13 protein-coding genes are annotated in these 13,452 nt (G+C 76.9%); 4 read left to right on the top strand and 9 right to left on the bottom strand.

The window, feature by feature from the left end; genetic code table 11:
* Positions 1 to 13 precede the first annotated feature (13 nt).
* On the top strand, positions 14 to 2,455 hold the full coding sequence (gene sftH / locus KIN34_RS07645) for a DEAD/DEAH box helicase (RefSeq protein ID WP_214348825.1): 2,442 nt from the start codon (positions 14 to 16) through the stop codon (positions 2,453 to 2,455).
* Positions 2,456 to 2,475: 20 nt separating this feature from the next.
* On the opposite strand, the gene KIN34_RS07640 is transcribed toward sftH, so the two are convergent.
* The 7 genes from KIN34_RS07640 to ssd all read right to left on the bottom strand — a co-directional run bounded on the left by KIN34_RS07640 (position 2,476) and on the right by ssd (position 6,990).
* Entirely contained in the window at positions 2,476 to 2,829 is a 354-nt protein-coding gene (locus KIN34_RS07640; RefSeq protein ID WP_214348822.1) for an Rv3654c family TadE-like protein, read from the bottom strand.
* A complete protein-coding gene (locus tag KIN34_RS07635; RefSeq protein ID WP_214348819.1) occupies positions 2,826 to 3,194 on the bottom strand; it encodes a TadE family type IV pilus minor pilin in 369 nt (122 codons plus the stop codon). The genes KIN34_RS07640 and KIN34_RS07635 overlap by 4 nt, the downstream gene beginning before the upstream one ends.
* Entirely contained in the window at positions 3,191 to 3,496 is a 306-nt protein-coding gene (locus KIN34_RS07630; protein ID WP_214348816.1) for a DUF4244 domain-containing protein, read from the bottom strand. The genes KIN34_RS07635 and KIN34_RS07630 overlap by 4 nt, the downstream gene beginning before the upstream one ends.
* A gap of 182 nt (positions 3,497 to 3,678) precedes the next feature.
* The gene (locus KIN34_RS07625; RefSeq protein ID WP_214348813.1) at positions 3,679 to 4,242 is read right to left on the bottom strand and encodes a type II secretion system F family protein; all 564 of its coding nucleotides are present in this window, start codon (positions 4,240 to 4,242) and stop codon (positions 3,679 to 3,681) included.
* Positions 4,239 to 4,988, bottom strand: coding sequence for a type II secretion system F family protein (locus tag KIN34_RS07620; protein ID WP_214348810.1), 750 nt, complete (start codon positions 4,986 to 4,988; stop codon positions 4,239 to 4,241). Before KIN34_RS07620 ends, KIN34_RS07625 begins: the two co-directional genes overlap by 4 nt.
* On the bottom strand, positions 4,985 to 6,127 hold the full coding sequence (locus KIN34_RS07615) for a TadA family conjugal transfer-associated ATPase (RefSeq protein ID WP_214351910.1): 1,143 nt from the start codon (positions 6,125 to 6,127) through the stop codon (positions 4,985 to 4,987). Before KIN34_RS07615 ends, KIN34_RS07620 begins: the two co-directional genes overlap by 4 nt.
* 155 nt (positions 6,128 to 6,282) lie before the next feature.
* Positions 6,283 to 6,990 (bottom strand): septum site-determining protein Ssd, encoded by a 708-nt coding sequence (ssd, locus tag KIN34_RS07610; RefSeq protein ID WP_307858139.1) that lies wholly within the window; start codon positions 6,988 to 6,990, stop codon positions 6,283 to 6,285.
* Positions 6,991 to 7,632: 642 nt separating this feature from the next.
* On the opposite strand from ssd, the gene KIN34_RS07605 reads away from it, so the two are divergent.
* Entirely contained in the window at positions 7,633 to 8,505 is an 873-nt protein-coding gene (locus KIN34_RS07605) for an HAD family hydrolase (protein WP_214348805.1), read from the top strand.
* A 343-nt stretch (positions 8,506 to 8,848) separates the two neighbouring features.
* Here the strand turns inward: KIN34_RS07605 and KIN34_RS07600 are convergent, their stop codons facing one another.
* Complete coding sequence (locus KIN34_RS07600) at positions 8,849 to 9,715, bottom strand: Fic family protein (RefSeq protein ID WP_307858138.1); 867 nt, start codon at positions 9,713 to 9,715, stop codon at positions 8,849 to 8,851.
* Positions 9,716 to 9,796: 81 nt separating this feature from the next.
* On the opposite strand from KIN34_RS07600, the gene KIN34_RS07595 reads away from it, so the two are divergent.
* On the top strand, positions 9,797 to 11,188 hold the full coding sequence (locus KIN34_RS07595) for an NAD-dependent malic enzyme (protein WP_214348802.1): 1,392 nt from the start codon (positions 9,797 to 9,799) through the stop codon (positions 11,186 to 11,188).
* Positions 11,189 to 11,251: 63 nt separating this feature from the next.
* Here the strand turns inward: KIN34_RS07595 and KIN34_RS07590 are convergent, their stop codons facing one another.
* The gene (locus KIN34_RS07590) at positions 11,252 to 12,382 is read right to left on the bottom strand and encodes an epoxide hydrolase family protein (RefSeq protein ID WP_214348799.1); all 1,131 of its coding nucleotides are present in this window, start codon (positions 12,380 to 12,382) and stop codon (positions 11,252 to 11,254) included.
* A gap of 80 nt (positions 12,383 to 12,462) precedes the next feature.
* On the opposite strand from KIN34_RS07590, the gene KIN34_RS07585 reads away from it, so the two are divergent.
* The gene (locus KIN34_RS07585) at positions 12,463 to 13,431 is read left to right on the top strand and encodes a helix-turn-helix transcriptional regulator (RefSeq protein ID WP_214348797.1); all 969 of its coding nucleotides are present in this window, start codon (positions 12,463 to 12,465) and stop codon (positions 13,429 to 13,431) included.
* Positions 13,432 to 13,452 lie beyond the last annotated feature (21 nt).

Genomic DNA, 13,452 nt, shown 5'->3' with positions numbered 1-13,452 from the left:
CACCGGTGGGACCATGGGACACGTGACATCGGCCGACGAGCTGCTCGACGTGCTGCTCGCCGGAGGACGCCGGACGGAGCGCGCGACGCACGTGCGCCGGCTCCCGGCGCGCGAGGGTCGGCGCGGGGACTGGCCCGCCTGGGCGGACGGCGACCTGGTGCGCGGCTACCGGGCGCTGGGCGTCGAGGCGCCGTGGGAGCACCAGGTGCAGGCTGCGCAGGCCGCGTGGTCCGGGCGCCACACGGTGCTCGCGACGTCGACCGGCTCGGGCAAGTCGCTCGCGTACTGGCTGCCCGCGCTCACCGCGATCCGGGACCGGACCGCCGCCGCGACCCTCGACCCGGGCCGCATCGAGTCCGCCCGCCGCCGCGCCGGCGTGCTCTACCTGTGCCCGACGAAGGCGCTGGCCGCCGACCAGCTCGCCGCGCTCGAGCGCCTGCTGACCGCCGCGCGGGTGCGGGACGTCCGCGTGGCGCAGTGCGACGGCGACACCTCGCAGGACGAGCGCCGCTGGGTCCGGGACCACGCCGACGTGGTGCTCACCAACCCCGACTTCCTGCACTTCTCCTTCCTGCCGCAGCACGAGCGCTGGTCGCGCCTGCTGTCCTCGTTGCGCTACGTGGTGCTCGACGAGTGCCACGCGTTCCGCGGCGTGTTCGGTGCGCACGTGGCGCTGGTGCTGCGGCGACTGCGCCGCCTGGCCGCCGCCTACGGCGCCTCGCCGACCTTCGTGCTGGCGTCCGCCACGACCGCGGACCCGGCCGCGAGCGCCGCCCGCCTCCTGGGCGTCGAGCCCGACGAGGTCGAGGCCGTCACCGACGACGCCTCGCCCGCCGGCCGCAAGACGGTCGTGCTCTGGCAGCCGCCCGAGCTGCCGGGGTACGGCCCGGACTCGGGCGCCCCGTGGGCGAGCCTGCTCCCCGACGAGGACCCGTGGCGCACGCCCGGCGAGCCCGAGGACCGCCCGCGCCGCACGGCGACCGCCGAGGTGGCGGACCTGCTCGCGGACCTGGTCGCGCACGGCGGCCGGACGCTCGCGTTCACGCGCTCGCGCCGTGCGGCGGAGTCGGTCGCGACCACGACCAGGGAGCACGTCGGCTCGGTGGACCCCTCGCTGCGCGCGACGGTCCAGGCCTACCGCGGCGGGTACCTGCCGGAGGAACGCCGGGCGCTGGAGCGCGCGATCCGCGAGGGCTCGGTCCGAGCGCTCGCGACGACGAACGCGCTCGAGCTGGGCGTCGACATCTCGGGTCTCGACGCGGTGCTGATCGCCGGCTGGCCGGGCACCCGCGTCTCCTTCTGGCAGCAGGCGGGCCGGGCCGGACGCGCCGGTGCGGACGGCCTGGTCGCGCTCGTCGCGCGCGAGGACCCGCTCGACACCTACCTGGTGCACCATCCCGAGGCGGTGCTCGACGCCCCGGTCGAGGCCACGACGTTCGACCCCACCAACCCGTACGTGCTCGCCCCGCACCTGTGCGCCGCGGCCGCGGAGCGCCCCGTGCGGACCGAGGAGCTCGACCTGTTCGGGCCGCGCGCGGCGGCCGTGCTGGACGACCTCGTCGCGCACGGCGTGCTGCGCCGGCGCACGTCCGGCTGGTACTGGACCCACGCCGAGCCGGCGGCACGGCTGACCGACCTGCGCGGCGCGGGCGGGAACCCGGTGCGCGTCGTGGAGAACGAGACGGGTCGCGTGCTCGGCACCGTGGACGCCGCGGCCGCCGACGCGAGCCTGCACCCCGGGGCCGTCTACGTGCACCAGGGTGCGACGTTCGTGGTCGACGAGCTGCACCAGGCGGACGACGTCGCGCTCGTCACGCGCCGCGACGTCGACTTCGGCACCTGGGCGAAGTGGCTGACCACCACCGACGTCGTCGAGGTGCACGACGAGCGCCGCTGGGGACCCGTGACGTGGCACCTGGGCATGGTCGACGTGACCTCGCAGGTGCTCGGCTTCCACCGCAAGCACCTCCCCGACCTGCGCGTCCTGGGGTACGAGGACCTGGACCTGCCGCCGCGGACGCTGCGCACGTCGTCGGTGTGGTGGACCGCTCCGGCCTCCGTCCTCGAGGAGGCCGCGGTGACGCTCGAGGCGCTGCCGGGCGCGCTGCACGCGGCCGAGCACGCGTCGATCGGCCTCCTGCCCCTGCTCGCGACCTGCGACCGCTGGGACCTCGGCGGACTGTCCACGGCGCTGCACCCGGACACCGGCGAGGCCACCGTCTTCGTCCACGACGCCCACCCCGGCGGGGCGGGGTTCGCCGAGCGCGGCTTCGAGCTCGGCCCCATCTGGCTGACGGCGACCCGCGACGCCATCGCCGCGTGCCCGTGCGCGGCCGGCTGCCCCGCGTGCGTCCAGTCGCCCAAGTGCGGCAACGGCAACCACCCGCTCGACAAGGCCGCCGCCCTGCGCCTGCTCGACGCGGTGCTGCGGCACGCCGGCGCACCCTCCCGCTGAGCCGCGCTCACCGGCGCCCCTCACGCGCTCCCCCGAGGTCCGGCCCTCGCCGACGCGACGGCAACCATCCCCGCGCCGCGCGCGGCGACCTCGACGACGAGGACGCGCACGGGCTCGTCGTGGCACGAGCGAAGCTCGGCACCGTTGCGCCGCGCGGCCTCGCCCGCGAGCGCGCACGCGGCCACGGCCGGCTGGCGCCGCAGTGCGCTCGCCCCCGCGAGCGCGGCCAGGTCCGCCGCCGCCTGGGCCCGCCCGCGCGCCGCGTGGGCCGAGGCCACGGCGCCGAGCCCTGCCGCCACGAGCAGCCCGACGAGCACGACGGCGAGCAGGAGCACCGTTCCGGCCCCGCGCTCGTCGTGCCGCAGGCTCCTCACGGCTCGACCCAGGCGGTCGCGCGACCCTCGAGCGTGAGCACGTCGCCCAGACCCGCCATCGGCAGCTCGGCGACCACGGTCACGGTCGCCCAGCCGTCGGTGCGGCTGACCTGCACGTCCGCGCGGTCGCCGGCGACCCGCCGTGCCGCGGCGACCACCTCCCCGTCCGTCTCCCCCAAGGCGGCCACCCGTGCGGCCGTGCGCGCGGCCTCGGCGCACCGCATGTGCTGAACGCCTGCGGTGCCGACGCCCAGCACCGCGACCAGCAGCAGCGCGACCGCGGGCAGGCCGACCGCCAGCTCGGCGGTGACCGAGCCCCGGTCGGCACCGCCGCGCAGCCGGTCGGCCCACCCGCCGCCCGTCACAGCGAGAGCGCCTGCTTGACGATGTTCAGCAGCAGACCCTTGACCTCGTTGCCCTTGAGGATCACGACGAGCAGGCCGGCGAAGCCCACCGCCGCCAGCGTCGCGATCGCGTACTCCGCGGTCGCCATCCCCGCGTCGTGCGCGGCACCCGCGACGCGGCGAGCCACCCGCCGCGGCACCCACCCCACGGCCGGCCCGCACGCCCGGCGCACCCGTCCCGCGCGTGCCGGCGCCGGAGCGGTCCCGGCGTCGTCCCCGCGGATCGGCCGCTCCTGCTCCGGTGCCACCAGTGTCGTCGTCATGCCCCGTCCCTCCCGCCGGCGAGCCGGCGTCGTCCGCAGCGGACCCCCGGCCCGCGAACGCCGGACCTCCCGGCGCTCCTCCACCGTCGCGCGCCGCCCGGTGCCCCGGGCCGGCCGGCGCCGGATCTGGGGACGGGCGAGGGTCCGGCGGGTGCTGGGGTCGGGACGCGACCGGGGTGACCTCACGGCAGTGTCCCGACGAGGTCGCCCGCGAGGCCCAGGACCAGCGGCGCGAGTCCCAGCAGCACGAAGGCCGGCAGGAAGCACAGGCCGAGCGGGAGCACCAGGTGCACCCCGAGCGACCCGCCGGCCGCCCGCGCTCGGCGACGTCGCTCCCGACGCAGCCGCACCGCCCGCGACCGCAGGGCCGGCCCGGGCGCCGCACCCGAGCTCCACGCGGCCTCGAGCGCGTCCCGGACCTGACCGGCGGCCACCGGCGCGTCCGCCCAGGCCGCGGGCCACGACGCACCGAGCACCAGGGCCGTGCCCGCCGTCGCGAGCGCGGTGCCGTCCGCCCCGCCCACCGCGGCGCCCACGGCCTCGAGCGAGCGCGGGACCGACGCCCCCGCTCCGATCGCCGCGTCCACCAGGTCGAGCAGGAGCGCGGCGTCGAGCGGCACGGCCGGCGCGTGCCGGCCCGCGCGCCCGTCCCCGGGGCGGCGTGCGGCGGCCGGCACGGCGGGGCGCCGCAGCGTCCACGGTCCGACGACGAGCGCCGTGCCGAGCACGAGCGTCAGCAGCGTCATCGGTGCGGCCCGGGCCGACGCCGCCGCGGCACCTCGCGCTGGGCGCCGTCGATCAGCCGCGCCGTCCACCGCCGTCCGACGATCAGGAGGACCGCGCCCGCCACGCCGGCCGTGGTGCCCAGACCGCCGCCGAGCAGGACGGCGAAGGGGTCGGCGCCGAGCAGCGCGGCGAGCGCCAGGCCGAGCAGCGGGAGCCCCGCGAGCACGCGCGCCGTCGCGCGCGGGCCGGCGAGCGCCGCGTCCACCTCGTCGCGCGCCTCGACGTCCTGCGCGATCGACTCGGCGACCCGGTCGAGCATCGTCGCCAGCGGCGCGCCGAGCTCCTCCGCCGTGCGGGTGGCGGCGACGACCGCGGTGGCCCGCGCGAGCAGGTGCGGGTCCCGCGCACGGCGTGGGGCGCGCGGCCTCGACGGGAGCCCACCCCCACGTTGCCGGCCTGGGCCCGAGTCCAGGCCCCGGTCTCGGGAGCGGGGCCGGTCGGCCGGAGCGCATGCCGCCAGCAGGTCCCGGACGTCGGGCACCGCGCCGGTCGGCGTCCCGAGCGCCGCGGTCCACGCGTCGGCGGGGGACCGCCCGGCCCGGAGCTCCGCCCCCGCCGCGACCAGCACCGCGGCCAGGTCCGCGCCCCGGGCCGGGCGGCCCGCGCCGGCGTGCGCGTCACCCGCGGCCCGGCGCAGCGCCCGTCCGCGCGGTCCCACGAGCGCGAGCAGCACCGTCGCGGACCCGAGCCCGACGATCACGCTCATCCGCGCCCGCGCACGAGCCGCCCCCAGCCCGGCCCGTGCTCCACCGCCCCGGACGGCTCGACGGCGAGCCCGGTCTGCACGTCCCAGCCCTCGGCGGTCCGCCGCACCACCCCGATCTCCGCCAGGTACCGCCGCGCGCGCCCCGGGCCGGCACGGCGCAGGTGCAGCACCGCGTCGAACGCCGCGGACGCCTGCGCCGCGACCGCCTCCCGGCCCATCCCGGCGAGCGCCGCGAGCGCCTCGATGCGCGCCGGCACGTCGGCAGCCGCGTTGGCGTGGACGGTCGCGCAGCCCCCGTCGTGCCCGGTGTTGAGCGCGGTCATCACCTCCCGGACCTCCGGCCCGCGACACTCACCGAGCACGATGCGGTCCGGTCGCATGCGCAGCGCCTGCCGGACCAGCTCGGCCAGGTCCACCCGGCCCGCGCCGTCGACGTTCGCGCGCCGCGCCATCAGCCGCACCACGTGCGGATGGGCGGGCGAGAGCTCGCCCGCCTCCTCGATCACCACGATGCGCTCGTCGTGCCCCACCCAGGACAGCAGCGCCGCCAGGAGCGTGGTCTTGCCCGAGCCCGTCGCGCCGGACACCAGGAGGTTGGCACGCCGCTCGACCAGGTCGCGCAGCACGGGCACGGTCGCGGTGGCGAGCGTGCCCGAGGCGACGAGCTCGGCGACCGACAGCGCCCGCGCGCGCACCACCCGCAGGCTCAGCAGCGTCCCGCCGCCGGCCACCGGCGGGAGCACCGCGTGCAGCCGCGTGCCGTCGGGCAGCCGGGCGTCGGCGGTGGGTGCCGCGTCGTCCAGCCGCTGCCCGCCGGCCGCGGCGAGGCGCACGGCCAGCGCGCGCACGTCCTCGTCGGAGCCCAGGTCCACCGGCGCGCGCTCCAGCCGTCCCGCGCGCTCGACCCACACCTCGCGCGGCCCGTTCACCAGCACGTCGGTGACCGCGGGGTCCTCCAGCAGCGGTTGCAGCGGACCGGCGCCGAAGATCGCGGCACGCACCCGCTCGACGGTCGCCACCAACGCCGCCGAGCCCAGCACGGCACCACGACCTCGCGCCACCTCCTGCACGACGTCGACGAGCGCCTGCGCGGGCGGGACGCCCCCGGTCGTGAGGCCGCTGGTGGCGGACCCGCGCAGCCGGTCACGCACCGCGTCGACGAACGCGGCGTCGTCGGTCGTCGCGGGCGGACCGGTCCCGCTCGCTGCCGGGCCGCGGCCCCACCCACCGGCACCGCCCGGCTCGCCAGAGGCGGGTCGGCGGCGTGCCAGCGCGCCCGCGTCGGTCGTCGTCCTCACGCCGCCGCCAGCAGCTCGCGGGCGACGCGCGCCGCGGTCCGGGCCACGCCGCCCGTCAACGGCAGTCCGCCGCGCTCCGTCGCCGCCGCGGTCCGCCGGTCCACGGGCAGGCGACCGAGCAGCCGCAGGTCCACCGCGAGCGCGAGCTCGTCGGCACCGAGGCCGCCCGGCGCCGGTCCGCCCGCGACCAGGCCCGTGAGGGCGCCGTGCCCGACGAGCTGCGGGCGCAGGGCCAGCACCCCCGCGACGGTCCGCAGGTCGCGCGGCGCCACGACCACCAGCGCGTCGCACGCCGCCGCGACCGACTCCCCCGCGACGACGCCCGAGCGGTCCAGGTCCAGCACCAGCACGCCGCAGACGCCGGTGAGTGCGTGCAGCACGTCGGCGACCACGGCAGGCTCGGGCGGCGTCGGCCGCTGCCGGTCCGCGCTGAGCACCGCGCACGGACCCCACCGCGGCAGCAGCGCGAGCACCTGCGCGCCATCGACCTCGCCGCGCGCCGCCGACAGGTCGGGCCAGCGCACGCCGTCGGCGTCCTCGAGCGCGAGCAGCACGTCGATGCCCGCACCCGCCCGGTCGAGGTCCACCAGAGCGGTCGCCGTCGCGCGCGCGAACCGGGCGGCCAGCGCGGCCGCGAACGTCGACGTCCCGGCGCCGCCACGCCCACCGACGACGCCCACGACGAACGCGCGCTCGCGCGTCACCCCGCCTTTCGCGGCAACCTCTCCCGGCACGGCACGGACGCCTCCCACCTCGACCTGAGGCCACCTCACCGCGTCCGCACCTCCCTTCCCGACCACCGCATCCGCGCCACCATCCGCATCCGCGCCACCATCCGCATCCGCGCCACCATCCGCATCCGCGCCACCATCCGCATCCGCGCCACCATCCGCGTCCTCACCACCCACCGGTCCTCGCCACACACTGCGTCCTCACCACCGCGGCCTCGCCACCGCGTCCTCCCCCACCGCGTCCTCCCCCCGCCGCGTCCTCGCCGCCCACCGCGACTCCCGCTCCCGCGCGTTCGCAGACTGCCTGCAACCGCCGCGCCGCGACCGCAGCCGCGGGCCATCTGTGGACGACCAGCGCAGGCCGGGCACTGAGGTCGGCTGGTGCCCCGCGCATCGCCCGCGGCGGCGTCAGTCGCCGGCGAGGTCGTCAGAAGATGCGCGTCGACGTCAGATGTTTCTGACGAGCTCATGAGAACTCGACGCCGCCGCACGTGTCTGACGACCTCGCGGCCCGACGTGCGCCACGGCCCGGTGTCGGAGCGCGCGGTTAGGCTCGCGGGCGGACGGCACCGCAGGGCGGGGAACGACGGTGCCGCGACGAGAGCGAGGGAGTGCATGGTTCACGACGCCGGGCACGACGCGGGGCAGAGCGCGGCCGCGGACGGCGACCCCGAGCGAACCCCCAGGTCGGGCCCGCGGGTCGGGCGCACGGCCGCGTTCTTCGACCTGGACAAGACGATCATCGCCACCTCGTCGGCCACGGCCTTCTCCCGCGGCTTCCTCGCGGAGGGCCTGCTGACCAGGCGCAACGTCCTGCGCACGGCGGTCGCGCAGTTCCTGTACCTGGTGGGCGGCGCCGACGAGGTACAGACGGAGCGCCTGCGCGCCAACTTGTCGCGCACGGTCGCGGGCTGGCCGGTCTCGCAGGTGTCTCAGGTGGTCGCGGAGACCCTGCACCAGGCGATCGACCCGACGGTCTACGCCGAGGCGGTCGCGCTGATCGAGGAGCACCACGCCGCGGGCCACGACGTGGTGATCGTCTCGGCGTCCGGGAGCGAGATCGTGGAGCCGATCGCCGCCGTGCTCGGCGCGGACCACGTCGTCGCGACGCGCATGCAGGTGGTCGAGGGGCGCTACACGGGCGAGATCGACTTCTACGCGTACGGCGAGAACAAGGCCGTCGCGATCCGGGATCTCGCGGACCGGCACGGGTACGACCTCGCGGCGAGCTTCGCGGACTCGGACTCGATCACCGACGCGCCGATGCTCGCGGCGGTGGGCCACGGCTTCGCGGTGAACCCGGACCGGACGCTGCGGCGCGCGGCGCTCGAGCAGGGGTGGGGCACCCTGACGTTCCGGCGCCCGGTCCCGCTGTTCGACTTCGACCGCGAGGCCCGGGTCACCACCGGTGTCCTGGTGGGTCTCGCCGTCGCCGCGGGCGTCGCCTGGTGGACCGTCCGCCGGGTCCGACGAGCCCGCGCCGCCTGAGCCGAACGGGTCCCGGATCGCGGACGCCACGTCCAGCATGCGGCGCGCCGCCGCCCACGACCTGCACGGACGCCGGCTCGGCTTCCCAGATCAGGCGGACGGGAGTAGGAACGGTCCTACAACTGCAGAGCCGGGAGGGCACCCACGCGCAGGTGTAGCCCACCTTCGGGCGGGTCGACCGGGCTGGTCCCGTTGCGACCATAGAACGCACGCTTGATCACCCTCACGGCGGCAGACCGACGGCGACGTCCCTCCGGGGGCGTCGTCGTTCGTGTGCAAGGTCGTTCGGACACCGCATGCCTGCAAGCCCGCGCGGGCACCGCACGCCGCGAGAGCCGGCCGCTCAGCCCAGCCGGCCCGCCAGCACCGCGTCGGCGACCTCGCGCGCGGCCCCCGCCCCGCTCGCCACAGCGTCGGCGTACTGCGTCAGCCATGCCGCCACGCCCTGCGTCGTGCCGGTCGCGTACCCCGCGGCACCCGCGACGTAGACCTGCGGCGCCGCGGCCCACACGGACTCGGGCAGGACGGAGCCGGTCGGGTCGAGCCCGCCGCACGTGAGCAGCACGCGTCCGACGAGCCGGGCGACCAACCCGTTGCCCGCCACGAACGGCCGCACCGCGAGCACCTCGGCATGCGCCAGCGCGGCGACGACGAGGGCGGGCGCGCTCGTCGTCGCGACCGTCCTCGACAGCAGGTCGATCCGCGCCGCCACCTCACGGCCCACCGGAGCGGGTCCCAGGCCGGCGACGTCGCGAGCGGGCTCGTCGTCGCGCAGCCGGCCCAGGGCGGCGGTCGGCACCCAGCCCGCCGCCACCACCGTGTGGGCCCGCGCCAGCAGCTGCGGCAGCGGCGGCACGGCGGGCGCGCCCTGGCCGGCCAGCTCCGGCATCAGCCGTTCGGCGAACGCGGACCCGCGCACGGCCCCGGTCAGCACGGCCTCGGGATCGGCCACCCCGCCGCCGCCGACGGAACCGGGGCCGAGCGAGGCCCCGGCCGCCCCGGTCGCGATCCCCCGCGCCACGTCGAGCGGGAGCCGCGCCCCCTCGAGCAGCGCGCTCGCCTGGGCGGCACGCAGGCCGGACTCGGCGCGGACCTCGCGCCAGCGCCGGCGGTACGCCTCGTGCCACCGCAGCTCCGCGCACGCGGTCCGGGCGCGCTCGACGCTCTCCGCCGCGACCTCGACCCATCCCGCCAGCACGTCGTCCGCCACGCCCCGACCGTACGGCGTGCCGGGCGCCACGGCCCGCGCCGTCCGGACGCGCTCGGCGTGCACGGAGGGCAGACTGGCGCCATGGCCGGGCCCAGCGTGTCGTCGTCCATCACCGCGCGCCTGCAGGTCGCGGCCCGTCCCACGGCGGTCAGCGAGCTGACCACGGCGATCGAGCAGGCCGGCGGCATCGTCACGGCGCTCGACGTCACGGCGTCCGGGCACGAGCAGATGCAGGTGGACCTCACGTGCGCGACGCTCGGCGAGGAGCACGCGGCCACGATCGTGGACCGGCTGGGCGAGCTCGACGGCGTCCGCGTGGACCGGGTCAGCGACCGCACCTTCCTCATGCACCTGGGCGGCAAGCTGGAGATCACGTCCAAGGTGCCGCTGCGCAACCGCGACGACCTGTCGATGGCCTACACGCCCGGCGTCGCGCGGGTCAGCGAGGCGATCGCTGCGCGCCCCGAGGACGCCCGCCGCCTCACGATCAAGCGCAACACCATCGCGGTCGTCACCGACGGCACGGCCGTCCTGGGGCTCGGCGACGTGGGGCCGCTCGCGGCGCTGCCGGTGATGGAGGGCAAGGCGGTCCTGTTCAAGCAGTTCGCCGGCATCGACGCGTTCCCCATCGCGCTGGACACCACCGACGTGGACCGCATCGTCGACACGGTGGTCGCGATCGCCCCGGTGTTCGCGGGCATCAACCTCGAGGACATCAGCGCGCCGCGCTGCTTCGAGGTCGAGCGGCGGCTGCGCGAGCGCCTGGACATCCCGGTGTTCCACGACGACCAGCACGGCACCGCGATCGTCGTGGTCGCGGCGCTGACCAACGCGCTGCAGGTCGTCGGGAAGCGGATCGAGGACGTGCGGATCGTGCTGTCCGGGGCCGGCGCCGCGGGCACCGCCGTGCTCAAGCTGCTCCTCGCGGCCGGCGCCGACGACGTCGTCGTGGCGGACGTCGACGGCGTGGTCCACCCGGACCGGCCCGGCCTGTCCCCGTCGCTGCAATGGACCGCGACGGCGACCAACCCGCGCGGCGTGACGGGCACCATCCCGGACGCCCTCGCCGGCGCCGACGTGTTCATCGGCGTGTCCGCCCCCGACGTGATCACGGGGGCGGACGTGGCCACGATGGCCGCCGACTCGATCGTGTTCGCCCTGGCCAACCCCCGCCCGGAGGTCGATCCCGACGACGCCGCGCAGCACGCCGCGGTGGTCGGCACGGGCCGGTCCGACTTCGCCAACCAGATCAACAACGTGCTCGCGTTCCCCGGTGTGTTCCGCGGCCTGCTCGACGCGCAGAGCCACCGCATCACCGACGAGATGCTGCTGGCCGCCGCGGGGGCGCTCGCCGCGGTGGTCCGCCCCGACGAGCTCAACCCCACGTACATCGTGCCCAGCGTGTTCAACCCTGAGGTCACCACCCGCGTCGCCGCGGCGGTCGCCCAGGCGGCGCGGGGCACCGACGCCTGACCTCACGCTCGACCCCACGCCTGGACGACCGCCGCGGCCGCGCTGCGAGCCGACCGAGGGCGGTCAGCCGAAGAACGTCCGCAGGTCGGCGGCCAGGACCTCGGGGACCTCCATCGCGGCGAAGTGCCCGCCGGGACCCAGCTCGGCCCAGTGCTCGATGCGCGTGTTGTCCCGCTCGGCCAACGGGCGGATCGTCCGGAAGTCGGAGTCGAGCACGGCGACGCCGGTGCGCCCGTGGCTGACCACGGGAGGACGCCCCGCGCGGGCCTCCGCGTGGTGGTAGCGCACGACGGTGGCGGAGGTGTTCGTCAGCCACATGAGCGAGACCTGCTCCAGCACCTGCTGCCGGCTGACGAGGCTCGTCCCGTTGCCGAAGCTCTCGAACAGCTCGTTGTACGCGAGCTGCCCGACGGGCGAGTCCGAGAGCGCCGCGGCGATGGTCTGCGGGCGGGTCGCGTTCATCTGGTTGTACCCGCCGACGGACTGGAACCAGCCGAGGTGCTCGAGCGCGGCGAAGTCCTGCGGCGTGAACGCCTCGAGCTCGGCCGGGTCGCCGCTCGGGAACGAGAAGAGCTGCAGGACGTGCGCACCGAGGAAGCCCTCGGGCTCCAGCACCGCGAGCTCCCGGGCGACCATCGCGCCCCCGTCGCTGCCGTGCGCCCCGTAGGACCCGTAGCCCAGCCGGCGCATCAGCACGTCGTAGGTCTGCGCCACACGCGCCATGGTCCACGGCTCGTCGCCGACGACCGGCGTGCTGAAGCCGGAGCCCGGCATCGACGGGATGACCACGTCGAACGCGTCCTCGGGACGGCCGCCGTACGCCGCCGGGTCCGTCAGCGGTCCGACGAGCCCCTCGAGCTCGGCGAACGTCCCGGGGTAGGTGTGCAGCAGCAGGACCGGCGTCGCGCCCGGCACCTGCGAGCGCACGTGCACGAAGTGGATCGTCTGGCCGTCGACCTGCGTCGTGAACTGCGGCAGCCGGTTGAGCCGCGCCTCGACCGCGCGCCAGTCGAGCTCCTGCCAGGCCGCCACCATCTCGCGGAGGTAGGACACGGGCGTCCCGTACGACCAGTCGTCGCCGGGTGCCGCGACCGGGAAGCGCGTGGCCGCGAGGCGGCGGTGCAGGTCGACGAGGGCGGCCTCGTCGACCTGGATGCGGAACGGGTGGACCTGGGTGCTCTTCGTGATCTCCATGACCAGCACGCTAGACAGGGTTCCGGAACAGATCGTTCCGCTATTCTCGACGATCATCACGACGTCCTCGGAGAGGTGCGATGCCCACGACCTCGGCACGCCTGCTCGCGCTCCTGGGGCTGCTCCAGTCGCGTGCGGACTGGACCGGACCCGAGCTCGCGGAGCGCCTCGCGGTCACCGACCGGACCGTGCGGGCGGACGTCGCGCGGCTGCGTGAGCTCGGCTACCCCGTCGACGCCGTGCGCGGGCCCGGCGGCCGGTACCGCCTCGGCTCCGGGACCAAGCTGCCGCCGCTGCTGCTCGACGACGCGGAGGCCGTCGCGATCGCGGTGGCGCTGCGCCTCGCCGGCTCGTCGGCCGGCCTGACCGACGCGAGCGCCGGTGCGCTCGTGAAGCTCGACCACGTCCTGCCCGACCGCCTGCGACGCCGTGTCGCGGCGGTCCGCAGCACGCTCGAGGCGGGTCCGGCGTCCACCGGCACCGACGCGCCTGACCCCGTGGTCGACCCCGACGCGCTCGCGGAGGTCTCGCACGCGATCCGGGACCACACGGAGCTCCGGGTCGAGCAGACCGGGCACGAGCACGTCCGCCGGCTCGAGCCGCACCGGCTGGTCGCCTGGCAGCAGCGCTGGTACATCGTCGCACGGGACCCGACGACGGACGCCTGGGAGCCCGTGCGGCTCGACCTGGTGCGGCTGCGCCACCCGGGCGGTCGCCGCTTCACGCCCCGGGACGTCCCCGGCGGCGACGCCACCGCGTTCGTGCTCCGCGAGGTGGCCGCGGCCGGCTGGACGGTCCACGCGCGCATCCAGGTGGACGCACCCGCGCAGGCCGTGCTCGCGCGCATCAACTCGACCGTGGGCGTCGTCGAACGCGTCGACGACGAGCACAGCGTCCTGGTCACGGGCGCGGACTCGGTCGCGACGATCGCCGCGTACATCGGGATGCTGGGGTACGACTTCCACGTCGACGGACCTCCCGAGCTCGTCGCGGCGGTGGCCACGCTGGGCCGCCGCTACCTGCGTGCCACCGGGACCGACGCACCCTGACCGCCGCGGCGCCCCGGCTCA

Origin of the sequence: Cellulomonas fulva (assembly GCF_018531375.1) — a bacterium.
Classification (GTDB): domain Bacteria; phylum Actinomycetota; class Actinomycetes; order Actinomycetales; family Cellulomonadaceae; genus Cellulomonas; species Cellulomonas fulva.
The sequence above is the reverse complement of the archived record's forward strand: the minus strand, read 5'-3'. Positions and strand labels throughout refer to the sequence as shown.

Coding starts and splice junctions, on each gene's coding strand:
- sftH (WP_214348825.1), top strand. CDS start 14: ATGGGACACGTGACATCGGCCGACGAGCTGCTCGACGTGCTGCTCGCC.
- KIN34_RS07630 (WP_214348816.1), bottom strand. CDS start 3,496: ATGACGACGACACTGGTGGCACCGGAGCAGGAGCGGCCGATCCGCGGG.
- KIN34_RS07625 (WP_214348813.1), bottom strand. CDS start 4,242: ATGACGCTGCTGACGCTCGTGCTCGGCACGGCGCTCGTCGTCGGACCG.
- KIN34_RS07620 (WP_214348810.1), bottom strand. CDS start 4,988: ATGAGCGTGATCGTCGGGCTCGGGTCCGCGACGGTGCTGCTCGCGCTC.
- KIN34_RS07605 (WP_214348805.1), top strand. CDS start 7,633: ATGGTTCACGACGCCGGGCACGACGCGGGGCAGAGCGCGGCCGCGGAC.
- KIN34_RS07595 (WP_214348802.1), top strand. CDS start 9,797: ATGGCCGGGCCCAGCGTGTCGTCGTCCATCACCGCGCGCCTGCAGGTC.
- KIN34_RS07590 (WP_214348799.1), bottom strand. CDS start 12,382: ATGGAGATCACGAAGAGCACCCAGGTCCACCCGTTCCGCATCCAGGTC.
- KIN34_RS07585 (WP_214348797.1), top strand. CDS start 12,463: ATGCCCACGACCTCGGCACGCCTGCTCGCGCTCCTGGGGCTGCTCCAG.